Here is a 23,947-nt window from a genome sequence, read left to right on the forward strand (position 1 = left end):
CCGGCGGGGCGTCCGGTCGTGCTCGAACCGCAGGGACCCCGCCCCGGCAGGCCATGGATCGGACGGGGGCGTCGCCACTCCTCGGCCGTTCGCATAAGGACAAGGAGTACGGCCCTCATGCCACAACAGAACACGGCGTCGCCGGACGCGGGTGCCGAACGGCTGGTCGCCGGTCGCTACCGCTTGCTGTCCGTTCTCGGCGAGGGCGGTATGGGCACCGTGTGGCGCGCCCGCGACGAGGTGCTGCACCGCGAGGTCGCCGTCAAGGAGGTACGCGCTCCCGTCGGACTGGCCGTGAAGCAGGTCGAGCGGATGTACACCCGCTTGGAGCGGGAGGCCTGGGCGGCGGCGCGCATCAGCGCGCGCGGTGTGGTGACCGTCCACGACGTCGCCACCGACGACGGCCGACCCTGGATCGTCATGGAGTTCGTCCGCGGCCGGTCGCTGGCCGACGCGATCGGCTCCCAGGGCGCCCTCACGCCGCGGGAGGCCGCGCGCATAGGTACCGAGGTGCTGGACGCGCTGCGCGCTGCGCATGGCGTCGGGGTGCTGCACCGCGACGTGAAGCCCGCCAACGTCCTGCTCGCGGACGACGGCAGGGTGGTGCTCACCGACTTCGGCATCGCCACCGTGGAGGGGGATTCCGCGCTGACGATGACCGGTGAGCTCGTCGGCTCTCCCGAGTATCTGGCGCCGGAGCGGGCACTGGGCCGGAACCCCGGCCCCGCGTCGGACCTGTGGTCTCTCGGAGCGTTGCTGTACACGGCCGTTCAGGGCCGTTCGCCCTTCCGTCGGACCTCCGCGCTGAGCACTCTGCGCGCCATCGTCGACGACGAGTTGCCCCCGCCGCATCGGGCCGGACCCCTCGCGTCCGTCATCGAAGGCCTGATGCGCAAGGACCCCGACGACCGGATGACGGCCGAGCAGGCCGAGCAGGAGCTGCGCCTGGCCGGCGCTGACGGCACCTCAGGCGCCGACACGGTCACGCCGTCCGCCCCGCTGCCCGCAGCGTCCACCGAAGAGCTGCCCACCGCCGAGTCCCCGCTCGGGGAGACCGCACCTACGGCCACGGTCGACGTACCTACGGCCGTGGTCGACGCCCCCACGGCCGTGGTCGACGTACCCACCGCCACGGCCGACCTTCCCACGGCCGCGGCAGGCCCCGTCGGCGCCCCCACTGCCCAGGCACAGCCCCCGCTTCCCGGTGCCGTACCCGCGGTCACCGTCGAGACGGCTGCCCCGGCGTCCCCCTCGTCCGTCGACGCCGCCTCCCCGCCCACTGTGGACAGCCCCACCGTCCCCGCCGTCCCCGCCGTCCCCGCTTCTCCGGCCCCGCCACATCCCGCGCCGGAGGACGCCGAAGCGTCCGGTCACGGCGCCGCGAGGCGGAGGCGGCGCATCGGGTACGCGGCCGCGGCGGGAGCGGTCGTGTTCGCGCTGCTCGTCGGCGGCCTGGGCTATGTGCTCGGCGGCGGCGACGGTGAGGGCCGCAAGGCCACCAGCTCGCCCACGGGGCAGGCGCAGGCCGCCGCCTCCGGCACGGCGAGCGGCGGGTCGGAGGACACTGCCGAGCAGCCCGTCACGGTCACCGTGACCGGGGGCGCGACCACGTACGTCGGAGACTGTCCCCCGGCGGACTCGCAGGCTCCCTGGTTCACCGCGACCTTCACGGTGTCCGAGTTGCCCTTCCAGTTCTCGTACCGGTGGGTCTCGACGAACGGGTCCGTGATCGACCGGGAGTGGCGGACGCTGGCCTTCCCGGACGGCGGCCCCCGCACCCATCAGGAGACGGTGCGGCTGTCGACGTATGCGCGGACTGGAACGCTCAGCAGCCGGATGGCCGTGGAGATCCGCTCACCGTTCGAGACGGTGTCCAACTCCGTGCCGTTCTCGGTGACATGTGCCTCGACGACGGGCGGCTAGTCAACCGGGCGTCAAGGCCGGTGCCGCGCAGCCGAGTCGTCCCCGCGCATCGGCCATACTTCAACCAGTACGAGTTGGACCGTTGTCGGGCCGACTCGGACATCATCGGTCAAGTGAGCTCCGCTGGACCGGAGTTCTGTGGGTGAGACGTGCGGCTCTCACCCTCGTAGCGGATCAACCGCAGGGTGTGGTTCCTCTGCCCGCACCCGAGACTTTCGCAAGGAGTTTCTGTGTCGTCGGTCATCGTGGGACGCACGGGTCCCTTCGCCGGTCAAAGCGTGGTTCTGGGCAACGCGCCGCTGCGATTCGGACGCAAGAGCGACAACGACGTGATCATCGTCAGCGTCAGCGCCTCCCGCCTGCACACCGAGATCGTGGCGGAGGACGGCGCGTTCGTCCTCTACGACCGCAGCAAGAACGGAACCTTCGTCAACGACCAGCGCGTCACCCGTCACGTGCTCGTGCCCGGCGACTCCATACGCATCGGCGACGAGACCTTCGTGTTCGAGACGCAGGAGGCCCTGGAGACGGTCATGGACCTCTCCCAGCTCGACCTGCCCCGCGCCAATGCCTCGGCGAACCCGGGCGAGCTGCGGGTCACCGTGACCGGAGGAGGCCCGGTCGGCCTCGCCTTCGCACTGCTGCTGGAGAGCGCCCTGCCGGGGAAGGCGTCCATCACCGTCTACGACAACCGGTGGATCAGGAACGGCTCCACCGTGGTCTGGAAGGACGAGACCCAGGGCAACGTCCGCCGCCAGCAGGTCGTCACCGTCCAGAGCCGTCAGTACCTCGCGCTCACCGAGGAGATGCAGTCGGCGCTGTTCGACGGGGGCGGATTCTCCGAGATGTGGCCCCTGGGACCGGACTCCGTGGACGGCCGCCCGCCCCGCAACATCCGGATCGCCTACATCGAGGACAAGCTGCTGGAACTGGCCAACACCAAGTCCGCGATCCGTCTGGTGGCCAAGCGGTTCGATCCGTCGGAGCAGCAGCACCGGCTCTCCCAGGAACACGTCCTGGTGATCAGCGAGGGCGGCCGGTCGCGCACCCGGGAGCACTTCGGGGACCGCTTCGGCGCGGCCGACTCCACGATCTACTCCCTCGACGGGGAACACCTTCAGGACCTGGTGCTGGGACTGCGGGTCAAGTCCCGGCTCTCGGACCCCATGAGCGTTCTGCTGACCGTGGCGCAGAACCGGTTCCTGCTCAACTCGCTGCGTGGCGAGGGGTTCCTCAACATGAGGCTGACCCGCGAGGAGGCCGGCAACGTGATCGGCATCGACCCGGTCCGGCAGGTCTTCGAGGAGTGCGTGGCGGCTCGGCCCTGCCTGATGAGCCGCCAGGAGGACAACGAGTTCGTCTGCCCGACCCATGGGACCCTGTTCCTGCCCGCCCTGCTGCGCGGCTCGCCGCTGTGGAAGCAGATCCAGGAGGGCCTGAGGATGTTCGGCGTCCCCGAGGACGATCTCAGCGCCATCACCTCGTTCCGGCTGGACATGGTGCAGCGCCCCCGGTTCACGGCCCAGCTCAGCCGCCCCACCGCCACGAGCCCCGGAACCTACGGCTTCCTGCTGGGCGACGCGGCCAACGCCATCCACTTCTGGCCCGGGCGCGGCCTCAACAGTGGCCTCGCCTCGGCTGTTTCCCTCTCCCGCTCCCTCAGCCGGGTCTGGCAGGGCCGTCCGCTGCGCGACGCCGACTTCATCCGGCACGAGGCCGCGATGTCCATGCTCCAGTACCGGCACAAGAGCCGGGCCTGGAACGCCATGGTCACCACCGACGAACGAGGCGTGACCCGCGCCATCAAGGACATCATCGCCGACAGCATGGAAAGGGACCGGGTCGTCGCCGAACCCGACGCCGAGCGGTCCGATCTGGATCTCCTGCTGGACCGGATGCGCGCGATCCGCGAGCGCCTCGCCCCCCGCCTCCCCGGAATGCCCAGCGACGAGGAACTGCGCAGCCACCTGTCCACCCTCGCTCCGTCGACCCTGCGGGCCCTGCAGGAGAGCGGCGCCTGGGACACGCTGATCGTCGGCGGCGAGGAGGCCGACATCGACATCTTCTACCAGTCGGAGGCCCCGGTCTTCGTCGGACGCCCCGTCGATCCGCGCGTCGTCGGCTAGGACCTGTCCGGCCGATCATGCCGCAGACGCGGGGTGTGGCACGCCCTCTCCCAGATGGGGTACCCCCAGCGGCGTTGTCGTCGGTTGCCGACTCCCCCGCGCTCGGCTGCGCTCGCGCGGGGGGGACCCCCATCGCGTCGACGCCCTCCTCCGCCTTGCAACTGCACGCACCACACCCCGCTCACCGGCACTACCGAGGCACCGTCGCTTTCCTGCGACGTGATCGGCCGGACAGGTCCTGGGCGGGCCCGCGGCAGCCGGGGGCTCTCGACCCGGCGTGACGTGGGCATTCCGCGCCGGCAGGCTCGCCCGTGGCGGGTGAGGCACCCGACGGGCCTCTGAGCTGCGATGGAGGTGGCAGCCGGTCGGTGGCGGTCGCTGCCGGACGCCACCTTTCTGGCGTCCCGGGCCGACTCGGCGAGGTGACGACGTGAAACGCTGGCGGGCTCTGATGGTCCTGGGGACCGCGCAGTTCCTGATGGTCCTGGACACCTCCGTCATGAACGTCTCGATCAGTCAGCTGGTCGAGGACTTCGACACCGAGGTGACCGCCATCCAGGCCGTCATCACGCTGTACGCGCTGGTCATGGCGGCCTTCATGCTCGTCGGCGGCCGGCTCGGGGACATCCTCGGACGGCGCCGCCTGTTCTTCGTCGGCCTCGTCGTCTACGGCACCGGATCGGCCCTGACCGCCGTCGCCCCCACCGTCTGGGTCCTCGCGCTGGGCTGGTCGGTGATCGAGGGGCTCGGCGCCGCACTGGTGCTGCCGGCCATGGCGGCCCTCGTCGCCGAGACCTACCGGGGAGCCGACCGGGCCGTCGCCTACGCCGTCATCGGCGGCCTCGCCGGCGCCGGCATCGCCGTCGGACCGCTGCTCGGCGGCTGGGTGACGACGTACCTCACCTGGCGCCTGGTGTTCGCCGGGGAGGTCGTGGTCGTCCTGGCCATGCTCCTCTGCCACCGGGTGATCACCGAACCACCCCAAACCGGTCCCCGCCCCCGGATGGACGGCGTCGGCGCCGCGCTGTCGGCCAGCGGGCTGGGGCTGTGCGTGCTCGGGGTGCTCCAGAGCGGCACCTGGGGGTGGGTGGAACCCCGCAACCCGCCCTTCACCGTGCTGGGCTTCGCGCCGACCCTGTTCGTCATCGGTGCCGGGACGGCCGTCCTGGCCGCCTTCCCGCACTGGGAGCGGCGCAGGGAGGCGCACCGGGCCGACCCCCTGGTCCATCTGGACCTGCTGGGCGTCCCGGCCCTGCGCTCCGGCCTGCTGACCCTGCTCGCCCAGAACCTCATTCTGCTCGGGCTGTTCTTCGCCATCCCGCTGTACCTCCAGGTGGTCCAGGGGTTCGACGCCTTCGAGACGGGGCTGCGGCTGCTCCCGGTGTCCGTCACCATGCTCGTGACCTCCCTCGGCGCGGCCCGGCTGGGGCGGGCCATGGGGCCCCGCCGGGTGGTCCGGCTGGGGCTGCTCCTGCTGGCCGCGGCCGTCCTGTGGCTGCTGGCCACCCTCGACCCCGTCATCGACGACGCCCAGTTCGCCGGAGCCATGGCCCTGCTCGGCGTGGGCATGGGCCTGCTCGCCTCGCAGTTGGGCAACGTCGTCCAGTCCAGCGTCGGCGAGGAGGGGCGCAGCGAGGCCGGCGGACTCCAGTTCACGGCCCAGAACCTCGGATCCGCGCTCGGCACCGCGCTCATCGGGTCGCTGCTCGTCGGAGCTCTGGCCCAGGCCTTCACCACCAATGTCGAGGACGATCCGCGCCTGTCCGAGCAGGCCCGGCAGGAGACCGGTGTGGCCCTCGAGGCCGGTATCAGCTTCGTCTCCACCGACCAGGTGCGCACGGCGGCCGAAGAGGCCGGGCTGCCGCCGGCCGAGGTCGACGCCCTCGTGGACTCCTACGCGTCGGCGCAGCTGGACGGCCTGAAGGCGGCCGTCCTCGCCGCCGGAGGCGTCAGCCTCGCCAGTCTCCTGGTCACGCCGGGGCTGCCGGGCCGGGCCGTCGCCCGGCCGAAGCCCTCCGACGCGGTCGCCCCGCCCGGCGCGCCCGGTCCGACCCGCTGACCCTCGGGGGAGGCCGCCATGTCCCGGATCGAGCCGGTCGCACCCGGCGCCCGCGCCGAGGCACGCCGGGCCCGTACCGACTACACCGGGGGCGTCTACGGGTCCATGCTCGCCACGTCGGTGATCGTCGGCGCCGGGACCCTGGGCTCGTTGCCCCGCCTGGAACTGGTCCTCCTGCTGGTGCTCACCGGCGTGGTGTTCTGGCTCGCGCACGTGCACGCCCAGGTGTTCGGGGCGCGTCTGACGCATCGGACCCCCGACCGCCGGGTGCTGCTGCACGTGTGCCGCGACGAGTGGCCGATCGTCCAGGCGGCCCTGCCGCCGGCCGCCGCCGTGGCCGTCAGTCCCCTGCTCGGCCTCGATGTGCAGGGTGCCGTGTGGCTCGCGCTCTCGGTGGCCGTGGCGGGTCAGATGGGCTGGTCGGCCGCCGCGGCGCGGCGGGCCGGTGCCTCGTGGCGTCTGGTGACCGTCACCGTCGTGGTGAATCTGGTGCTCGGGCTGCTGATCCTGTCGTTCAAGCTCTTCCTGAAGCACTGACGCGGGTGGAGCGGCACGCATCGGCGCAGGTCGGGCCCGTGCCGCGCGGCTTATCACCTGCACGGGGTGAGGCCGGACGGCAGGCCCGGGCGGAGGATCGCAGGGTAAGGGCGCAGCCCGCCTGTCCCAGGCCACCCCGGGAGAGCAGCTCATGCGCTACGAGATCCGCGTCGACGGACATCTGTCGGAGGCGCTCAAGGGTGCCTTCCCGGAGCTGGACCATGTGGTGATGTCCGGTCAGACCGTGCTGTTCGGGCAGGTCATCGACGAGGCGCATCTGTTCGGGCTGCTGGCCCGCTGCCAGTCCCTCGGGCTGCGGGTGCTGGAGATGCGTCAGCTGCCGGAGTGAGCCGGAGTGAGCCCCAGCGAGCCGGATGAGTCGCAGGGAGCCGGATGAGCCGGATGAGCCGGAGTGACGGGGGCCCGTCGAGGCGCGTGGATCACCCGCACGGGGTGACCCGGCGGCCGTGGACGGGCGGCACGCTGGCCGGGTGAGGTCACCACACACCGCCCCGCCGGGCGGTCCGTGAGCGGTCCACCGGACCGCGCGAGGAGGAGCCATGACCGTATCGCGTGGTCCGGCACCGCAGGACGGACCGGAGCGGAATCCCGGCGGGGCGGGCGCGGAACCCACCGGTGGGCACGCCGCACAGGAACCCCACGGCGGTGACGCCGCACAGGATCCCTACGGCTCGGATCCTTACGGGTCGGATCCCTACGGCTCGACGTCCGTGTCCGGTCGCCGCTCCGGATACCCCGGATACCCGGGTGCCGCCGGTGACCCGGCCGCCACTCTCGGCGCGCTCGGCCGTTCCTGGACGTGGCTCCTCGGTTCGGCCGTCGCCACGCTCGTGCCCGGCATCCTGATCCTGGTCTGGCCGGACGAGACCCTGCACGTCCTGGCGGTGCTCATCGGCCTGTACCTGCTGGTGACCGGCGCGTTCCGGTTCGTCTCGGCGTTCGGCCGCGAGGACCACGGCGAACGCCTGCCCGGGCTGCTCCTGGCGGTGCTGTACGTGCTGGCCGGGGTGCTGTGCCTGCGCAACCCCTTGCAGACCATCGCCGCGCTCTCGCTGATCGTCGGCGTGGTCTGGCTGGTGTCCGGCATGCTCACCCTCTACACGGCCCTCGCCGCCAAGGACCTGCCCCACCGCGGCTGGGTGCTCGGCGGCGCCCTGCTCGCCATCGTCGCCGGCATCGTCGTACTGGCCCTGCCGACCGAGTCGGCCCGGGCGCTGACCCGGCTGCTCGGCCTCTGGCTCGTCCTGATCGGCCTGGTCGAGGTGGCCGTGGCGTTCGCCTGGCGCGCGGCCCTGCGCAGGGCCGGCATCACGGGGCGGGACGACTCCGGCGCGACCGGCTGACCTGCCTCGCGCACCCTGCCCCTGCCACCCTCATCCGCTCACCCTCCCCGGGTGAGGCGCCCGGTTCTTGCCGTGCGCACGCTGAAGACGGCACGGCTTCGGGCGCAGGCCCGGGACGGAATGCGGGCGAACGCCCGGAACGGAGGAGAGAAATGAGTGGGGAGACCTACCTCGCGTACGACTATCCGCTGCTCAGCGCCTTCTGGACCATGCTGATCTTCTTCCTGTGGATCATGTGGTTCGTGCTGCTGTTCCGGGTGATCGTCGACATCTTCCGCGACGACGAACTCAGCGGCTGGGCCAAGGCCGGCTGGCTGGCGTTCTGCGTCCTGCTGCCCTTCCTGGGCGTCTTCGTCTACGTCGTCGCCCGTGGCAGGAACATGGGCAAGCGCGAGATCGCGCAGGCGCGTGCGCAGCAGAAGGAGTTCGACCAGTACATCCGTGAGACCGCCAAGGAACCCGCCGGCAGCACCAGCAGCGTCGACGAGCTGCACAAGCTGTCCGAGCTGAAGAGCCGCGGCGACATCACGGAGGAGGAGTTCCGCCGGGCGAAGGCCCTGGTCCTTAGCGACTACGGCTCCGTGGAGGGTCCCGGCCCGGTCGCCTCCGGCTCCGGCCGCTGAGCACACCGAACGACACCGAATCGAGGCATCGGGATGACACACGCCACGCAAAAGACGTCGACCGCCAAGCGACAGTGGGCCGAGGGCCTGATGGTCTTCGCCGCCGTGACCCTCATGATCGTCGGAGTGCTCGACATCTTCCGGGGCATCATGGGCATCGCCGAGGACGACATCTTCGTCACCACACAGCAGTACGTCTTCGAGTTCGACCTCACCGGCTGGGGCTGGATCCACCTCGCCCTCGGCGCGGTCGCGGTGATCGTCAGCCTGGGCCTGTTCCAGGGGGCTACCTGGGCGCGCTGGGGCGGTGTGGCCATCGCCTCCCTCGTCATCATCGCCAACTTCCTCTCCCTGCCGTACTACCCGGTCTGGTCGGTCGTGATGATCGCCTTCTCCGGGTTCGTCATCTGGGGCCTGTGCGTGGCGCGGCCGTCCCGGCCCACCGAGTACTAGCCCACGGGGACCGGCACCGGTGAGTGACGTGCGAGCAGAGGGTCACGGGGCGGGCAGCGCCGCTTGGGCGCGGCTCGCCCTGCTGGCGCTCGCGGCGAGCGTGCTGGTGCCGCTCGTCGCCGCCGGTCTGCGCAGCGTGCTGTGGGCGCTGGCCGGCATCGCCGCGCTGGCGCTCGCGGCCGTCGGCACCTGGTGGGCGCTGGCCCACTCCGGCGCCCTACGGGTCGCCGGAGCCGTCCTCTGCGTGGCCGCGCCGCTCGCCGTGCTGGTGCTGTACGCCGCGTACGGCATGCTCGGCCCGGCGCTGCTGTCCGTGGCCCTGTGGGCGCTGGCCATGGCGGCCGCCCGCGCGGCGACGGCACCGGCCCGGCATGTGGCACCGGGCGGGCAGGCGCCGGCCGAGGCGCCTCGGCACGCCTGGATCCTGATGAACCCGCGCTCCGGCGGCGGCAAGGTCGGCCGGTTCGACCTGGCGCACCGGGCGCGGGCGGTCGGCGCCCAGGTCGTGCTGCTGGGCGAGGGACGGCAGGACGTCGCCGCACTGGCCCGGCAGGCCGTCACCGAGGGGGCCGACCTGCTGGCGGTGGCGGGCGGCGACGGCACCCAGGCCCTGGTGGCCGAGGTGGCGGCCCGGCACGACCTGCCCTTCGTGGTGGTGCCCGCTGGCACCCGCAACCACTTCGCCCTCGACCTCGGCCTCGACCGCGACGACCCGGCGGCGGCCCTCACCGCCCTGACCGACGGCGTCGAACTCCGCGTCGACCTCGGCTTCGCGGCCGACCGGGTGTTCGTCAACAACGCCTCCTTCGGCACGTACGCGGCCGTCGTGGCCGACCCCGCCTACCGCGACGAGAAGGTGCACACCACCCTGCGGACCCTGCCCGGACTCCTCATCGGCGAGGACGCGCCCCGGCTGCGGATGCGGGCCGGAGATCTGCGCGCCGAGGGACTCCAGGCGCTGCTGGTCAGCAACAACCCCTACCAGCGGGCGGTCGACGCGGCCCGTCCCGGACGCCGGGAACGGCTGGACTCCGGACGCCTCGGCCTGCTGGCCGTACGGGTCGACAGCGCGGCGCAGGCCGCGGGGATGGTGCGACCGGGCGGTTCCACGAGCCTCCTGAGGCTCACGGCGGCCGAGGCTGTCGTGGAGGCGGACACGGACACCGTGCCGGCCGGGATCGACGGGGAGCACGTGCTGCTGCCGACGCCCGTGGTGTGCCGGATCGACCCGGGGGCGCTGCGGGTCCGCGTGCCCCGCGACCGCCCGGGAACCCCGGCCGGGGGATCGGCGGCCGACTGGCCGCGCATCGCACGGCTCGCCCTGTTCCCGGGGAAGCGGCGCCGGACCGACGACACCTGACCCGACAGCTGACACGACACCTGAGACCCGACACCGACACCCCGGACGACAGGAAGGCAGTGGACCATGTGCCGATGGCTCGCCTACTCGGGAACACCCGTCCTGCTGGACACCATCCTGTACAGACCACAGCACTCGCTCATCGACCAGAGCCTGCACTCCCGGCTGGGCGTCGAGACGACCAACGGCGACGGCTTCGGAGTCGGCTGGTACGCCCCCGACGTGGAGAGCCCCGCCATCGTCCGGGACATCGGCCCGGCCTGGAGCAACCGCAATCTGCGCGAGCTGGCCGACCACGTCCGCTCCTCGCTGTTCTTCGCGCACATCCGCGCCACGACCGGGACGGCGGTGCAGCAGACCAACTGCCATCCCTTCCGGCACGGCCGCTGGATGTGGATGCACAACGGGGCGATCGACGAGTTCCACGGGATGCGGCGTGACCTGGCCATGGCCGTGGACCCCAAGCTCTTCCTGGAGATGGAGGGCTCGACGGACTCCGAGATGATGTTCTTCCTGGCGCTGACCTTCGGCCTGGAGGAGGACCCGCCGGGCGCCGTCGCGCGGATGGCGGGCCTGGTGGAGCGGACCGGTCGCGAGCACGGCGTGGAGTACCCGCTCCAGATGACCGTCGCGGTCAGCGACGGACAGCGCCTGTGGGCGTTCCGCTACTCCAGCCAGAAGCAGTCCCGCTCGCTCTTCTACAGCACCCGGGTGGACACCCTGCGTGAACTCCACCCCGATCTGACGTTCCTGCGGGATGTGTCCGACGAGACCCGCCTGATCGTCTCCGAGCCCCTGGGCGACCTCCCCGGTGCCTGGAACGAGGTGCCCGAGAGCACGTACGGCGTGGTGGAGCCCGGCGCCGACGAGCTGCACACCTTCACTCCTCAGGCCGCCTAGCGCCGGCGTCCGGTGGCCCGTCGTCGGGCCTTGCCGCCTCACCCGGCTGCCACCGCGCCCCGGTGCGCAGCCGGAACGCGGCGACCGCGGCCTCCACCGTCGGGAAGAAGTGGCCCGGGTCGATGGTGCGGGTCAGCCCGTAGCGTTCGATCTTTTCGCGCACGGGGTCCTTCAGCTCGGCGAAGACCAGATGGACGTGCTCGGCGTTCAGGGTCTCGTCCAGTTCCTCCAGCACGTCCGAGGCGGTCGTGTCGACGTCCGTCATGGGCTCGGCCGCGACCACGATCCAGCGGGGCCGCGGCTCGGTGCGGGCCAGCCGCAGGATCTCGTCCCGGAACGTCCTGGCGTTTGCGAAGATCAACGGCGCGTCCCACCGGTGGAGCACCAGCCCCGGCAGCCGTTCGGCCGCCGGGTAGGAGCGCACGTCGTGGTACCCCTCCAGCCCCTTCACCCGCCCGAGGACCGTGTTGTACGGCCACCAGGCGCGCCGGAAGACGTTCAGCACCGACAGGGCCACGGCGATCGCGATGCCCTCCAGCACCCCGAGCAGGGCCACGCCGGCGAAGGCGGCGATCGACAGCAGGCACTCGGTCCGGCGCTGCCGCCACAGCCGTACCGAGCCGGGGATGTCGGCCAGGGACAGTGACGCGGTGATGACCACGGCGGCCAGGGCGGGCTGGGGGAGGTTGCGGAACAGGCCCGGGGCCACCAGCAGCATCAGGACGATCAGCACGGCGCCGACGACCCCGGTGAGCTGGCTCTTGGCGCCGGTGCGCTCCGCCACCGCCGTACGGGATCCGCTGGCGCTGACCGGGAAGCCCTGGAACAGGCCGGCCGCCAGGTTCGCGGCGCCGACGCCGGCCATCTCCTGGTTGCCGCGCACCTCCTGCCCGGTGCGGGCGGCGAAGGCGGAGGCGTTGGAGATCGTGTCGGCGAGGGAGACCAGGGCGATGCCCAGCGCACCGCCGACCAGCGGCGCGACGTCGGAGAGCCGGACGTCGGGCAGGGTGAACGGCGGGAAACCCTCGGGGAGTTCGCCGACCAGGTTCACCCCGCGCCCGCCCAGGTCGAAGGCGGCGGTCGCGGCGATCGCGAGGACCACCATGACCAGCACGGCGGGCACCTTCGGCAGCAGCCGTTGCAGCACCAGGATCAGGACGATGCCGCCGCAGCCGACCGCGGCGGCGGCCGGTACCACCGCGCCGTCGGCGATCTTCTCCACGACCCCGACGAGCTCCCCGACCAGGTTGTCCGCGTCGACCTTGAAGCCGAGCAGCTTGGGCAGCTGGCCGATCAGGATGGTCAGGGCCAGACCGTTCATATAGCCGATCATGGTCGGTTTCGAGATCAGGTCGGCGACGAAGCCGAGCCTGGCCACCGAGGCCAGGATCATGATCCCGGCCACCATGATCGCGAGCATCGAGGCCAGCGCGACGGCCCGGTCGGGGTCGCCGCCGGCGGCCACCAGGGGCAGCACGGTGGCGGCGATCATCGGGCCGAGCGAGGAGTCCGGCCCCAGCACCAGGATCCGGGACGGTCCGCATACCGCGTAGCCCAGCAGGCAGAGGATCGTCGTGTAGAGGCCGGTGATCGCCGGAAGTCCCGCGAGTTCGGCGTAGGCCATGCCCTGCGGCACCAGCAGCGTGGTCAGGACGACCCCGGCGACCAGGTCCTTCACCAGCCACTCGCGCCGGTAGGACGACAGCGCCCGGACTCCGGGGACCGCCCGCCACCAGGAACCCGCCCCGTGTCCGCCGATCTGGCTCGTCATGGCCCGTCCCCGTCCCTTCCGTCTCGCCCTTCCTGAACAGTGTGGGTTCAGTGGACGGAGAAACCGCCGTCGACGAAGAGCGACTGACCGGTGACATAGCCGGACGCGCGGCTCGCCAGGAACACCGCCGCCCCGGCGAAGTCCCCGGCCAGGCCGTTGCGGCCGACCATCGTGCGCGCGGCCAGCGCCGCCACCCGCTCCGGGTCGGACGACAGCCGTGCGTTGAGCGGGGTCATCACGAAGCCGGGCACCAGCGTGTTGCAGGTGACGCCGTGCGGTGACCACGCCTCGGCCTGCGAGCGGGCCAGCGATTCCAGCGCCCCCTTGGAGACACCGTAGGCACCGCTCTGGACGAACGCCCGGTGGGCCTGCTGGGAGGTGACGTGGATGATCCGCCCGAAGCCCCGCTCGGCCATGCCGGGCCCGAACCGCCGGCCCAGCAGATGCGGCGCCTCGAGGTTCACCGCCATCGTGGCGTCCCAGACGTCCTCGCCCAGCTCGTCCAGCGGCGGACGCAGATTGATGCCCGCGCTGTTGACGAGGATGTCGGGCTCGCCGAACGCCTCGACCGCCCGTTCCGCGGCCGCGCGCACCCCCTCGCGGCTGCCCAGGTCGGCGCTCACCCAGGCCGCCCGGCAGCCGTCCTTCGTCAGCTCGTCGACGGCGGCGGTCAGCTCCGGCTCCCGGCGCGCCACGATCACCACGCTCGCCCCCGCCCGGGCGAGAGCCCCGGCGACGGCCCGGCCTATACCGGAACTGCCGCCCGTCACCACGGCGACCCGGCCGTCCAGCGAGAACAGTTCGGCGAGATAGCTCTGCGAGTCCATGCCCGCACCCTAGGCGCCGTCCGTGCCCGCACCCTAGGCGGCCGTGCGGACGGCAGTTCAGACGGTCGTCGGAGCCGTCCCTGCCGACGCCGCCGACGACGACGAAGGCGGTCATCAGGCCTGTGCCGACGGTCCGTTCGGCTTCTTCCGGCCACCGGCGGCCGCCGCTAATGTCCTGTTCGTGACCGCAGCCGGCCAGGTGTGGGGGAGGTCGCCATGTCCGTCGGACGTCGGACGAGGACACCGTGGCTTCCGCCGCGCTGGTTCATCCGTCTTGCCTGGTCGGTGCACCGGGGCGGGTACCGGGTCTTCGGGGGCCGGATCGCGTTGTGGCGACCGCGCGCGAACAAGTGGGGAGCGCTGCGGCTGACCACGACCGGGCGCCGCACCGGCCGGGAGCGCAGCGTCGTCCTCGCGTATGTCGAGGACGGTTCGAACCTGGTCGCGCTGGCGATGAACGGGTGGGGCGAGGGGGAGCCCGCGTGGTGGCTCAACCTGCGGACGCACCCGGACGCGACCGTCGATCTCGTCGACGGGCGACGGCGGGTACGGGGTCGCGCCGCGACGGGCGACGAGCGGCTCCGGCTCTGGGCCCGCTGGCGCGAGATCGACACCGACCTGGACTCCTACGCGGCGCTGCGGCCGTCCGAGACCGCGGTCGTGGTCCTGGAGCCGAGCCCCGGCGCGCCGAGCGCCCCGCCGAGCGCCATACCGGGCGGCTGATCGGCTGATCGGCTGACGCCCCTGGATGTCGTCCAGGGGTGACCTCCGTGTGCACCCTTCCACGGACAGAGTCTTGCCACGTCTTGCCACGCGAACTGTTCCGATATATCGTTGACGCATCGCGACAGATCAACGACTGAATGAATGGAGTGGTTGCGATGCGTACCCACGGATTCGAGCGTGGACATGGACAGGACGGACCCTCCCGGAGTGGCCGGGGTGGCTTCGACGGACGGCGTGCGGCCTTCGGGCCCTTCGGTCCGGGTGGGCCCGGTGGCCCGGGGTTCGGCCCCGGCGGTCCCGGTTTCGGCCCGGGCTTCGGCGGCCCCTGGGGCGGACGAGGGCGCGGTGGACCCAGGGGGAGGGCGCGGCGGGGTGACGTACGGGCCTCGATCCTGGCCCTGCTCAAGGACCGGCCGATGCATGGCTACGAGATGATCCAGGAGATCGCCGAGCGCAGCGGCGGGGCGTGGAAGCCCAGCCCGGGCTCGGTGTACCCCACCCTCCAGCTCCTGGAGGACGAGGGCCTGATCAGCAGCGAGAGCGAAGGCGGCAAGAAGCTGTTCTCGCTCACCGACGAGGGCCGCACGGCCGCCGAGGAGGGCCCGGAGGCCCCCTGGGAGGAGGCCGGCCGCGGGGTCGACTGGGAGGCGCTCGGCGAGATCCGCCAGGCCGGTTTCGGTCTGATGGAAGCCTTCGGCCAGGTCTGGAAGACCGGCAGCAAGGAGCAGCGCGACAAGGCCCTCGCGGTCATCAACGAGGCCCGCAAGAGGCTGTACCTGATCCTCGCCGACGAGGACTGACGAACACACCCGCCGTTCTACGACGGTGAAGGCGCCCCGCGGACCCACTCCGCGGGGCGCCTTCCGTGCGCCGGGCGTGCGCTGGGCGTACGTCGGGCGTGGGCCGGGCGCGAGCCGCGCGGTCAGGCCACCAGTCCGCCCAGCTTGCGCAGCGACTCGTTCAGCGCGGCCGTCCCCGAGTCCTTGAGCTTGCCCGCCATCAGCGAAACGGCAGCGCCCGTGAACTCGCCGTCGATGCGGACCGTCGTGGTGTCGCCGTCGGGGGTGAGGGTGTAGCGCGTGGCGACGTTCACCGCCATCGGGCCCTTGCCGCGGATGGCCAGCACCCGGGCCGGTTCCAGCTCGGCCACCGTCCACTCGACCTCGGCCGGGAAGCCCATCAGCTTCATGTTCTCCTGGAAGGTCGCGCCCACCTCCAGGGCCTCGGGGCCGCCCTGCGGGAAGCTGGTGTGGGTCGCGTTCCACGCGCCGTACGCCGACCAGTCGGTGAGCTGGGCCCACACCTTCTCGGCCGGTGCCTGGATGCGTGCCTCCGCGCTGACTTCGGCCATACGACCACCTCTTCGTGTCGGGCAACTCCGGCTGCGTCGTCGCGGAAAGTAGCCCCAAGGCCGCCAACATTCAATACTGATGAACTGTCAGCGGGGGAGGATGGTTGAGAGAGGGGCGTGTCGCAAGGCGGCGCGCGCCCCTGAGGGGTGAACGGCCTGATCTCATCCGTAGGGAGGAGATTCCGCCCGGCCCGGTCCGCTCAGCGTGGGACGCCGAAATGGTTCCCGGCGGGGATGCCCTCGTCGGCCGGGACTGATGGGGTGGGAGATGTGCAACCCCGTATCCCCCGGCAGTCGACCCAGGAACAGGCGACCCACGGCACGGACGACGACCTCAGGCTCGGTGCCGAGCCCGCGGCGGCGGTGGCGGCCGCGCGCCGCCGGGCGCTCCGGGACGGGGACCGGCAGATCGACACCGCCCACCTCCTGCACTCGCTCCTCGAACACGACCCCCAGGTGCGCGCCGCCTTCGACGGCGGACCCCAGCTCGCCCGGCTGCTCGGCTACCTCGTCCAGCGCAGCATCGGCTACGGCCTGCGCTGGCAGAGCGGTGTCGAGGACTCGGGCGCCCTGCCCGTGGTCACGGAGGCCGGTGCCACGGCCGCCGCCACCGCCTCCATGGCCGTCGAGGGGCTCTCGCCGGTGGCCACCCTCGCGGTGGAGCACGCCTGCGAGCGGGCCGCCCGGCGGGGCGGGGCGCCGGCGCGCGGAGTCGATCTGCTCGTGGCGATCGTCGCCGATCCGCAGGCGCGGGCCGTCGAGGTCCTCACCCGCGCCGGCGTCGACGTGTACGAGCTGTGCGCCCGCGTCGAGGACGGCCTGGACGAGTACGCCCAGGACGGCGACCCCCTGTACTGATCGTGTTCTGAGTGTGTTCTGAGTGTGCCCCGAGCTTGCATCGCCTGGCTCGGACCCGCACCGGGGCTCCCGCGCGGGTCCAGCCGGTGAGACAGGTGTCAACGGGGGTGACGGTCATGTCATCGCCTGTCATCATGTGCCGGTGCATACGTCTGTGAGCAGTAAGGGCAACCGCGGAAAGGGCATCGGGCTCGGTCTGGCGATCGGGTCGGCCATCGCCTTCGGCGGATCCGGAGTCGCGGCCAAGCCGCTGATCGACGCGGGCCTCGACCCGCTGCATGTGGTGTGGCTGCGGGTGACCGGCGCGGCCCTGGTGATGCTGCCGCTCGCCGTGCGCCACCGCGCGCTGCCGCGCCGCCGTCCCGCGCTGCTCGCCGGGTTCGGCCTGCTCGGCGTGGCCGGCGTCCAGGCCTTCTACTTCGCGTCCATCTCCCGGATCCCGGTCGGTGTCGCGCTGCTCGTGGAGTACCTCGCGCCCGCGCTGGTGCTCGGCTGGGTGCGGTTCGTGCAGCGCCGGCCGGTCACGCGTGCGGCCGCGCTCGGCGTGGTGCTCGCGGTGGGCGGGCTCGCCTGTGTGGTCGAGGTCTGGTCGGGGCTGGGTTTCGACGCGTTCGGCCTGGCCCTGGCGCTGGCCGCCGCCTGCTGCCAGGTCGGCTACTTCGTCCTCTCCGACCAGGGCAGCGACTCCGGCACCGACGCCCCCGACCCGCTCGGGGTCATCGCCTACGGCCTGCTCGTCGGCGCCCTCGTGCTGACGGTCGTCGCCCGCCCGTGGGGCATGGACTTCTCGGTGCTCGCGCACGGCGCCGACATGAACGGCACCGAGGTCCCCGCCTGGCTGCTGCTCGCCTGGATCGTGCTGATCGCCACGGTCGTCGCGTATGTGACCGGCGTGGTCTCCGTGCGTCGGCTCTCCCCGCAGGTCGCCGGGGTCGTGGCCTGCCTGGAGGCGGTCATCGCGACTGTCCTGGCCTGGGTCCTGCTCGGCGAGCACCTCTCGGCGCCGCAGATCGCCGGCGGTGCGGTGGTGCTCCTGGGGGCGTTCATCGCCCAGTCCTCCACACCGGCCAAGGGCTCCCCGGCCCCGGTGGCGGGCGCCGACCTGGGACGTGAGTCGTCGGCTCCCAGGGCCACGGTCGGAGGGGGTCCGGACCACACGGCTGCGTGAGGCGGGCGTGTGCGGTTGCTTGGGGCGGGCCCTTCCGGGACGCGCGGCGGCTTGGGGCGGGGTGGCCTGTTCCGGGGCGCGCGGCGTCCTGAGGTGGGGTCGGGTGGGGTGGTCCGGGGCGGTCAGCCGCCGTTTTGGGCGGTGCTGCCCGGGCCGTACGAAGCCGCGTGCGGCAGGCGTGCCCGGGTCGCCCGGCTGCCTGGGATGGGTCTGTCTGGGGTCCGGCTGTCTGAGGTGGGTCTGCCCGGGTGGGCCTGGCGCGGCTCGGGGTAGGCGCGCTTGGCGCGTGCGGCCGTGTGGGACGCGGTTGCCTGGGGCGCTCGGCCGTTTGAGGTGGGTCTGTCCGGGGCCGCCGGTTGTTGCTCGGGGCTGTTCTGCCGGGCGGGAGCGGTTGCTTGGGGTGGGGCGGCGCGGGGCGGTCTGCCGCCGTTTGGGGCAGTCGTGCCTTGGCCGTACGAAGCCGGGTGAGGCCGGCGTGCCTGAGGCGCCCTGATGCCTGGGTGGTCCTGCCGGGGGGCCTGCTGCGGCTCGGGGTAGGCGCGCTCGGCGCGTGCGGCCGTGTGGGCGCGGTTGCCTGGGTCGCCCGGCCGATTGAGGTGGGTGTGTCCAGGGCGGCCGGTTGTCGCTCGGGGCGGGCCCGCCTGGGGTGTACGAGGCCGCTTGAGACAGGCCTGACCGGGTCGCTCGGCCGTCTGGGACAGGCCGTCCCGGGTCGCTCCCGCCTGCCTCGACCAGGCCCCCCGGGTCACACGGCCGCCTGACGCCCGCCCGCCTGCCCGCCTGGAGTGGGCCTTGTCCGTGTCGGCCTGCTGCCGCTCGGGGCAGGACCGCCCAGCGTGCATGGCCGCGCGAGGTCCGTGCCCGGAGCGGACAGCGCGTCGCTGTAGCAGGTGCTCGTGTGCTGCCGTGTCCCCGGAGCTGGTGGTGGGCGCCCCGCGTCACCGGCGGGCGGGAGCCCTCGGCCCACGGGACTGCGGCCTGAGCCGCGACGGTCGGTGAGGGGCACACCCCGGCGTGCTGCCGTGTCCCCGGAGCTGGTGGTGGGCGCCCCGCGTCACCGGCGGGCGGGAGCCCTCGGCCCACGGTGGCCGGGGGTCACGCCCGGGCGCGTTCCCCCAGCAGGTGCTTGCGTACCGCCGTGCCCCCTGGGCCAGTGGCGCGTGCCGTCGTCATCGACGGGTGGGGGCCCGCGCCCTCGCTCCACGAGGCACCGCGCTGGTCGGAGGTCACCGCTCGGGGCGGCGCCGTAGCAGGTGGTCGCGGGCCGCCGTGTCGCCGGGGCCGTCGCGTGTCGTCAGAGCGGCCGCGATGCGGGCCCGGACCTCGGGCGGCTTGTGGTTCGCGTACTTGAACTTCGCCCGTACGCCGGTGACTTCGAGCCGGATGCCCCGGATCCCGGCGAGCATCCGGCCGTACGGCGCCTCGCCGACCGCCGCCCGGGCGGAGCCGCCCTCCGGCTGGAAGTGTCCGACCTGGCGGTTGAGGAGGTCGGCCTTGGCGGCCGGGTCGTCCACGACATGCGCCCGGCAGCGGAGCTGGACCGCCGCGTAGAAACTCGTCGGCACCCCGTGCTCGGCGGGCCCGTCGGGCGGCGCCTGCCAGGGGCCGGGCACGTACACGTAGTCGTCGACCACGCTCAGCACCACCTCCGGGTCCGCCTCCAGCGCGGACCACAGCGGGTTGGGGCGGGCCAGATGGGTGACGGCCTCGCCGCGACCGGCGTCGTACGCGAAGTGGAGCGGCTGGACGAACGGGGGTTCGCCGGGCGGCCCGTTGACGGCGAGCTGGCCGAAGCCGCGGACGGACAGCCAGTCCTGCCACTCGGCGTCGTCGCGGGGCGCGTCCCAGGGGTGGACGAGCATCACAGCACCGCGAGGTAGTCCGGGAGCGCGGTGCCCGGCGCGAGGTCGGCCTCGGGGAGCGGGGTGCCGTAACCCTTGCGCAGCGGGAGCACGCCGGCCCAGTGGGGCAGGGAGAGGTCCTCGGGCTCCTCGTTCACCCCGCCGGTGCGGGTCTTGGCCGAGACCTCGTTCAGGTCGAGGCGGATCACCGCGGTGGCGGCCAGCTCCTTCTTGTTGGCGGGGCGGGAGTCGGCGGCCCGGCCCGGGACCACGTGGTCGACCAGCGCGTCGAGCGCGGTGAGCTTCTCCCGCGGGTCCGTGACGTCGTACGCGAGGCCGTGCACCACGACCGAGCGGTAGTTGATCGAGTGGTGGAAGGCCGAGCGGGCCAGGACCAGACCGTCCACGTGCGTCACCGTCAGGCACACCGCCAGCCCCGGGTCGGCCTGTCCCGCCATCCGCAGCGGGCGCGAGCCCGTCGAACCGTGCACGTAGAGCGTCTCGCCGACCCGGCCGTACAGCGTCGGCAGCACGACCGGCGCGCCGTCACGGACGAAGCCGAGGTGGCAGACGTACCCCTCGTCGAGTATCGCGTGCACCAGCTCCCTGTCGTACGACGCCTTCTGCGCGGACCGGGTGGGGACCGTGCGGTCGGTCGGGGTGTAGGCGGCGGGCCGCGTCGTCGTCTCCTGGATCCCCTGGCTCCCCTGGGTCCCCTGCATGGCGTTCTCCATTGCACTAGTGCATAATTGGCTTTGTGCTAGGAGAGTATCGGATCCAAGGCCGGCGCGCAGCGGACATTTCCGCGAGCATCGAGCGCGCGGTGGGCGAAGGCGTGCTGGAACCGGGACAACCGCTGCCACCCATGCGGGAGTTGGCGGTCACGCTCGGGGTGAACCCGAACACCGTCGCGGCCGCGTACCGCACCCTGCGCGAGCGCGGGGTCATCGAGACCCATGGGCGCCGGGGCAGCCGGGTGCGGCCCAAGCCGGCCACCACCGGCCGCGAGAAGGTGCGCGTCGACGTACCGGAGGGGGTGCGCGACCTGGCGGACGGCAATCCCGACCCGGCCCTGCTGCCCCCGCTCGCGGGCGCGTTCGCGGCGGCCGCCGAGCGGGGCGACCGGGAGCCGGTCCTGTACGGCGTCGACCCCGTGGATCCCGAGTTGGCCCGGCTGGCGAGGGCCGGTCTCGACGCCGACGGCGTGCCCGCCGGGCCGCTCACCGTGGCCTCCGGCTCCCTGGACGCGGTCGAACGCGTCCTCGCCACGCATCTCAGGCCGGGGGACGGGGTCGCCGTCGAGGACCCCGGGTGGGGCCGGACCCTCGACCTCGTCCCGGCGCTCGGGCTGCGCACCGTCCCGGTCGGTGTCGACGACGAGGGACCGCTGCCCGAGGCGCTGCGGGCCGCGCTGGCGGGCGGGGCGAGCGCCGTCGTGGTGACCGACCGCGCGCAGAACCCCACCGGCGCGTCCGTGAGCGCCCCCCGCGCGCGTGCCCTGCGGGCCGTCCTCGCCGACCACCCCGGGACCCTGCTGATCGAGGACGACCACGGCCACGGGATCGTCGACCTCCCGCTGCATCCCCTGGCCGGCGTCACCCGGCACTGGGCCTTCGTTCGCTCGGTCGCCAAGGCGTACGGCCCCGACCTGCGGCTCGCCGTACTGACCGGGGACGACGTCACCCTCGACCGGGTGCGAGGGCGGCAGCGGCTGGGTCCTGGGTGGGTGAGTCTGCTGATGCAGCGGGCGGTGGTCCGGCTGTGGGCGGACGGGGCCGTGGACGGGCCCGCGGTGGCCGCGGCGTACCGGGGACGGCGCGAGGCGCTGATCGGCGCGCTGGCCGAGCGGGGTGTCGAGGCGTTCGGGCGCAGCGGGATGAACGTGTGGGTTCCGGTGCCGGACGAGACGGGAGCCGTGGCGCGGCTGCTGCACGCGGGATGGGCCGTGGCGCCCGGGGCGCGCTTCCGTCTCGGGTCCCCGCCGGCGATCCGGATCACGGTGTCGACACTGACGAGCGAGGAGGTGGGGCCGCTGGCCCGCGCGGTGGCCTCGGCAGTGGGCCCGTCACCGGCGCGCAGCTACGTCTAGGGGCCGCCCCGCGCCTGCTGCCGTCCGGACCACCCCCGCGCCCGCGTCAGGCCCGCCCCCGCGCCTGTGTCAGAGCCGCCCCCGCCAGTACCACCACCGCCCCCACCGGCGTCGACCAGCTCAGCGGCTCGCCCAGCAGGGTCACGCCCGCCCCGGTGGCGATGACCGGGATGAAGTACGTGACCATCTGGGCGGTGGTCGGCCCGACCTCGGCGACCAGGCCGTACTGGATCAGCAGCGCCAGCCCCGTGCCCAGCGTGCCCAGCGCGGCGATCGCGAGCAGCGGGACGAGCGGGAAGCGGCTCGGGAGGGTGGTGAACAGCGGGGTGACCACGGCCAGTTGGAGCGTGCCGAGGAACAGCTGCGCCCCGGTCATCGACAGCGCGGAGAAGCCGCCGCCGGCCAGGGTGCGGCGGACGTAGATCCAGCCGATCGGATAGCTCAGCGAGGCCAGCAGGGCCATCGCCGTGCCCCGGGCGTCCAGGCCGTGGAAGCCCTGCCAGGCGCCCAGGACGGTCAGGACGCCGAGGAAGCCCAGGCCGAGCCCCGCGACCCGCAGCCGGGTGGGCCGGTCCTCGGAGAGGGCGACCAGGGAGAGGGCCATGCCCCACAGCGGTGAGGTCGCGTTGCAGATGCCGGCCAGCGTGGACGGGATCGTCAGCTCGGCATAGGCGAACAGGGAGAACGGCAGGGCGTTCAGCAGGAACGCGGCGACCGTCAGATGGGCCCAGGTGCGGGCCCCGCGCGGCAGCCGTTCCCGCCTCACCGCCATCGCGGCCGCCAGCACCGCCGTACCGAACACCAGCCGGCCCAGGGTGACCTGGAAGGGGGCGTAGCCGTCCGTGCCCACCTTGATGAGCAGGAAGCTGAAGCCCCAGATCAGCGACAGCGCGCCGAAGCGCAGCCGCCAGTCGAGGGTGCGGCGGGGGCGGGCGTCGGTCCCGAGGGCGTGCCGGGAGGCGGCGGCGATGGTCATGGACCCCACCATGCTGGACCGGATCTCGTAGCACAATCGAGATTTCTCACCCGGTACCTCGTAGCATTGCTTACATGTTGAACCTGGAGCGCCTGCGTACCCTGGACGCCCTCGCCCGGCACGGCTCGGTCAGCGGGGCCGCCGTGGGGCTGCACATCACCACCTCGGCGGTCTCGCAGCAGCTGGCCAAGCTGGAGCGGGAGGTCGGGCAGCGGCTGCTCGCCAAGCACGGGCGCGGGGTACGGCTGACGGACGCGGGACGGCTGCTCGCCGACCACGCGTCCCGGATCCTGTCCCAGGTCGAGCTGGCCCAGTCCGATCTGGAGGCGCAGCGCGGACAGGTCGTGGGGGAGCTGAGGCTGTCGGCGTTCCCGACGGCGGCGCGCGGGCTGTTCCCCGCCGCGCTCGCCGCGCTGCGGGGGGAGCACCCCGGGCTGCGCCTGCGCTCGTGCGAGCTGGAGCCGGAGCGCGGCATCGCCGGGGTGGTGCGCGGCGACCTGGACCTCGCGGTCGTCCTCGACTGGTACAACAAGCCGATGCCGCTGCCCGACGGCCTGGTCAAGGCGCCGATCCTGGACGACCCCGCCGACGTCGCGATGCCGGCCGGGCACCGCCTCGCGGACCGGGACGAGGTGGACCTCGGGGAGTTCGCCGGGGACGAGTGGATCACCTGGGGCGAGGGCGAGTTCTGCCACGAGTGGCTGATGTTCACGTTGCGCTCGCGCGGCATCGAACCGATCGTCGGCCACCGGGCCGCCGAGACACACACCCAACTGGGGCTGGTCGCGGCCGGGTTGGGGGTCTGTATCGTGCCGCTGCTGGGCCGGCACCCGGTGCCGGCCGGGGTCGTCATGGTCCCGCTGCGACAGCGGGTGCGCCGGCACGTCTACGTCGTGTGGCGCGCGGACGCCGACCGCCGTCCGTCGATCCGGGCGGCGGTCAGGGCCCTGAAGTCGGCGGCCGACGGCGTGAGTTGACGTCGGCGGCCGACGGGC

At 72.9% G+C, this 23,947-nt stretch carries 22 protein-coding genes; 16 read left to right on the top strand and 6 right to left on the bottom strand.

Annotated elements, in window-relative coordinates:
* Positions 1-117 precede the first annotated feature (117 nt).
* The 10 genes from ACZ6D7_RS22115 (at position 118) to ACZ6D7_RS22160 (ending at position 11,345) form a co-directional block, all read left to right on the top strand.
* Positions 118-1,923, top strand: a complete 1,806-nt coding sequence (locus ACZ6D7_RS22115; RefSeq protein ID WP_469493118.1) for a serine/threonine-protein kinase — start codon at positions 118-120, stop codon at positions 1,921-1,923.
* A gap of 230 nt (positions 1,924-2,153) precedes the next feature.
* Positions 2,154-4,049, top strand: a complete 1,896-nt coding sequence (locus ACZ6D7_RS22120) for an FHA domain-containing protein (RefSeq protein ID WP_469493121.1) — start codon at positions 2,154-2,156, stop codon at positions 4,047-4,049.
* A gap of 430 nt (positions 4,050-4,479) precedes the next feature.
* Positions 4,480-6,108, top strand: a complete 1,629-nt coding sequence (locus ACZ6D7_RS22125) for an MFS transporter (RefSeq protein ID WP_469493125.1) — start codon at positions 4,480-4,482, stop codon at positions 6,106-6,108.
* Between the two features lie 18 nt (positions 6,109-6,126).
* Positions 6,127-6,645, top strand: a complete 519-nt coding sequence (locus ACZ6D7_RS22130) for a hypothetical protein (protein WP_469493128.1) — start codon at positions 6,127-6,129, stop codon at positions 6,643-6,645.
* A 151-nt stretch (positions 6,646-6,796) separates the two neighbouring features.
* Positions 6,797-6,994, top strand: coding sequence for a hypothetical protein (locus ACZ6D7_RS22135; RefSeq protein ID WP_469493130.1), 198 nt, complete (start codon positions 6,797-6,799; stop codon positions 6,992-6,994).
* Positions 6,995-7,205: 211 nt separating this feature from the next.
* On the top strand, positions 7,206-8,009 hold the full coding sequence (locus tag ACZ6D7_RS22140; RefSeq protein WP_469493133.1) for an HdeD family acid-resistance protein: 804 nt from the start codon (positions 7,206-7,208) through the stop codon (positions 8,007-8,009).
* A 152-nt stretch (positions 8,010-8,161) separates the two neighbouring features.
* The gene (locus ACZ6D7_RS22145) at positions 8,162-8,632 is read left to right on the top strand and encodes an SHOCT domain-containing protein (protein ID WP_469493135.1); all 471 of its coding nucleotides are present in this window, start codon (positions 8,162-8,164) and stop codon (positions 8,630-8,632) included.
* A 33-nt stretch (positions 8,633-8,665) separates the two neighbouring features.
* Positions 8,666-9,085, top strand: coding sequence for a DUF7144 family membrane protein (locus ACZ6D7_RS22150; RefSeq protein ID WP_469493138.1), 420 nt, complete (start codon positions 8,666-8,668; stop codon positions 9,083-9,085).
* 19 nt (positions 9,086-9,104) lie between these two features.
* Entirely contained in the window at positions 9,105-10,445 is a 1,341-nt protein-coding gene (locus ACZ6D7_RS22155; protein ID WP_469493140.1) for a diacylglycerol/lipid kinase family protein, read from the top strand.
* 66 nt (positions 10,446-10,511) lie between these two features.
* Entirely contained in the window at positions 10,512-11,345 is an 834-nt protein-coding gene (locus ACZ6D7_RS22160; protein WP_469493143.1) for a class II glutamine amidotransferase, read from the top strand.
* Here ACZ6D7_RS22160 and ACZ6D7_RS22165 read toward each other — a convergent pair.
* Positions 11,326-13,116: a SulP family inorganic anion transporter gene (locus ACZ6D7_RS22165; protein WP_469493146.1), complete on the bottom strand. Its 1,791-nt coding sequence runs from the start codon at positions 13,114-13,116 to the stop codon at positions 11,326-11,328. The two genes, ACZ6D7_RS22160 and ACZ6D7_RS22165, sit on opposite strands and share 20 nt — an antisense overlap.
* 47 nt (positions 13,117-13,163) lie before the next feature.
* The gene (locus ACZ6D7_RS22170) at positions 13,164-13,943 is read right to left on the bottom strand and encodes an SDR family NAD(P)-dependent oxidoreductase (protein ID WP_469493149.1); all 780 of its coding nucleotides are present in this window, start codon (positions 13,941-13,943) and stop codon (positions 13,164-13,166) included.
* 216 nt (positions 13,944-14,159) lie between these two features.
* On the opposite strand from ACZ6D7_RS22170, the gene ACZ6D7_RS22175 reads away from it, so the two are divergent.
* Together ACZ6D7_RS22175 and ACZ6D7_RS22180 are read left to right on the top strand one after the other, a co-directional pair.
* Positions 14,160-14,666 carry a nitroreductase/quinone reductase family protein gene (locus ACZ6D7_RS22175; RefSeq protein ID WP_469493152.1) on the top strand — a complete coding sequence of 169 codons (507 nt, stop codon included), beginning with the start codon at positions 14,160-14,162 and terminating at the stop codon, positions 14,664-14,666.
* A gap of 158 nt (positions 14,667-14,824) precedes the next feature.
* Entirely contained in the window at positions 14,825-15,469 is a 645-nt protein-coding gene (locus ACZ6D7_RS22180) for a PadR family transcriptional regulator (RefSeq protein WP_469493155.1), read from the top strand.
* Between the two features lie 122 nt (positions 15,470-15,591).
* Here ACZ6D7_RS22180 and ACZ6D7_RS22185 read toward each other — a convergent pair whose 3' ends face one another.
* The gene (locus ACZ6D7_RS22185; RefSeq protein ID WP_469493158.1) at positions 15,592-16,020 is read right to left on the bottom strand and encodes a type II toxin-antitoxin system Rv0910 family toxin; all 429 of its coding nucleotides are present in this window, start codon (positions 16,018-16,020) and stop codon (positions 15,592-15,594) included.
* 270 nt (positions 16,021-16,290) lie between these two features.
* Here ACZ6D7_RS22185 and ACZ6D7_RS22190 point away from each other — a divergent pair, with 270 nt between their 5' ends.
* Together ACZ6D7_RS22190 and ACZ6D7_RS22195 are read left to right on the top strand one after the other, a co-directional pair.
* A complete protein-coding gene (locus tag ACZ6D7_RS22190; protein WP_469493161.1) occupies positions 16,291-16,878 on the top strand; it encodes a peptidase in 588 nt (195 codons plus the stop codon).
* Positions 16,879-17,014: 136 nt separating this feature from the next.
* Entirely contained in the window at positions 17,015-18,046 is a 1,032-nt protein-coding gene (locus ACZ6D7_RS22195) for an EamA family transporter (RefSeq protein WP_469493164.1), read from the top strand.
* 1,226 nt (positions 18,047-19,272) lie between these two features.
* On the opposite strand, the gene ACZ6D7_RS22200 is transcribed toward ACZ6D7_RS22195, so the two are convergent.
* Both ACZ6D7_RS22200 and ACZ6D7_RS22205 read right to left on the bottom strand, forming a co-directional pair.
* The gene (locus tag ACZ6D7_RS22200; protein WP_469493167.1) at positions 19,273-19,908 is read right to left on the bottom strand and encodes an FMN-binding negative transcriptional regulator; all 636 of its coding nucleotides are present in this window, start codon (positions 19,906-19,908) and stop codon (positions 19,273-19,275) included.
* Positions 19,908-20,621 carry a pyridoxamine 5'-phosphate oxidase family protein gene (locus ACZ6D7_RS22205; protein WP_469493168.1) on the bottom strand — a complete coding sequence of 238 codons (714 nt, stop codon included), beginning with the start codon at positions 20,619-20,621 and terminating at the stop codon, positions 19,908-19,910. The genes ACZ6D7_RS22200 and ACZ6D7_RS22205 overlap by 1 nt, the downstream gene beginning before the upstream one ends.
* Before the next feature lie 23 nt (positions 20,622-20,644).
* Here ACZ6D7_RS22205 and ACZ6D7_RS22210 point away from each other — a divergent pair, with 23 nt between their 5' ends.
* Positions 20,645-21,976, top strand: coding sequence for an aminotransferase class I/II-fold pyridoxal phosphate-dependent enzyme (locus tag ACZ6D7_RS22210; RefSeq protein ID WP_469493171.1), 1,332 nt, complete (start codon positions 20,645-20,647; stop codon positions 21,974-21,976).
* Positions 21,977-22,022: 46 nt separating this feature from the next.
* Here the strand turns inward: ACZ6D7_RS22210 and ACZ6D7_RS22215 are convergent, their stop codons facing one another.
* Positions 22,023-22,952, bottom strand: coding sequence for a DMT family transporter (locus ACZ6D7_RS22215; RefSeq protein ID WP_469493174.1), 930 nt, complete (start codon positions 22,950-22,952; stop codon positions 22,023-22,025).
* A 74-nt stretch (positions 22,953-23,026) separates the two neighbouring features.
* Here ACZ6D7_RS22215 and ACZ6D7_RS22220 point away from each other — a divergent pair, with 74 nt between their 5' ends.
* Positions 23,027-23,929, top strand: coding sequence for a LysR family transcriptional regulator (locus tag ACZ6D7_RS22220; RefSeq protein ID WP_469493177.1), 903 nt, complete (start codon positions 23,027-23,029; stop codon positions 23,927-23,929).
* Positions 23,930-23,947: the final 18 nt, after the last annotated feature.

The organism is Streptomyces sp. NPDC041784, assembly GCF_055591025.1.

Excerpts from the sequence above, each read along its gene's own strand:
- ACZ6D7_RS22115 (WP_469493118.1), top strand. The coding sequence starts at position 118 with ATGCCACAACAGAACACGGCGTCGCCGGACGCGGGTGCCGAACGGCTG.
- ACZ6D7_RS22130 (WP_469493128.1), top strand. The coding sequence starts at position 6,127 with ATGTCCCGGATCGAGCCGGTCGCACCCGGCGCCCGCGCCGAGGCACGC.
- ACZ6D7_RS22135 (WP_469493130.1), top strand. The coding sequence starts at position 6,797 with ATGCGCTACGAGATCCGCGTCGACGGACATCTGTCGGAGGCGCTCAAG.
- ACZ6D7_RS22140 (WP_469493133.1), top strand. The coding sequence starts at position 7,206 with ATGACCGTATCGCGTGGTCCGGCACCGCAGGACGGACCGGAGCGGAAT.
- ACZ6D7_RS22145 (WP_469493135.1), top strand. The coding sequence starts at position 8,162 with ATGAGTGGGGAGACCTACCTCGCGTACGACTATCCGCTGCTCAGCGCC.
- ACZ6D7_RS22150 (WP_469493138.1), top strand. The coding sequence starts at position 8,666 with ATGACACACGCCACGCAAAAGACGTCGACCGCCAAGCGACAGTGGGCC.
- ACZ6D7_RS22160 (WP_469493143.1), top strand. The coding sequence starts at position 10,512 with ATGTGCCGATGGCTCGCCTACTCGGGAACACCCGTCCTGCTGGACACC.
- ACZ6D7_RS22165 (WP_469493146.1), bottom strand. The coding sequence starts at position 13,116 with ATGACGAGCCAGATCGGCGGACACGGGGCGGGTTCCTGGTGGCGGGCG.
- ACZ6D7_RS22170 (WP_469493149.1), bottom strand. The coding sequence starts at position 13,943 with ATGGACTCGCAGAGCTATCTCGCCGAACTGTTCTCGCTGGACGGCCGG.
- ACZ6D7_RS22175 (WP_469493152.1), top strand. The coding sequence starts at position 14,160 with ATGTCCGTCGGACGTCGGACGAGGACACCGTGGCTTCCGCCGCGCTGG.
- ACZ6D7_RS22180 (WP_469493155.1), top strand. The coding sequence starts at position 14,825 with ATGCGTACCCACGGATTCGAGCGTGGACATGGACAGGACGGACCCTCC.
- ACZ6D7_RS22185 (WP_469493158.1), bottom strand. The coding sequence starts at position 16,020 with ATGGCCGAAGTCAGCGCGGAGGCACGCATCCAGGCACCGGCCGAGAAG.
- ACZ6D7_RS22200 (WP_469493167.1), bottom strand. The coding sequence starts at position 19,908 with ATGCTCGTCCACCCCTGGGACGCGCCCCGCGACGACGCCGAGTGGCAG.
- ACZ6D7_RS22205 (WP_469493168.1), bottom strand. The coding sequence starts at position 20,621 with ATGGAGAACGCCATGCAGGGGACCCAGGGGAGCCAGGGGATCCAGGAG.
- ACZ6D7_RS22215 (WP_469493174.1), bottom strand. The coding sequence starts at position 22,952 with ATGACCATCGCCGCCGCCTCCCGGCACGCCCTCGGGACCGACGCCCGC.
- ACZ6D7_RS22220 (WP_469493177.1), top strand. The coding sequence starts at position 23,027 with ATGTTGAACCTGGAGCGCCTGCGTACCCTGGACGCCCTCGCCCGGCAC.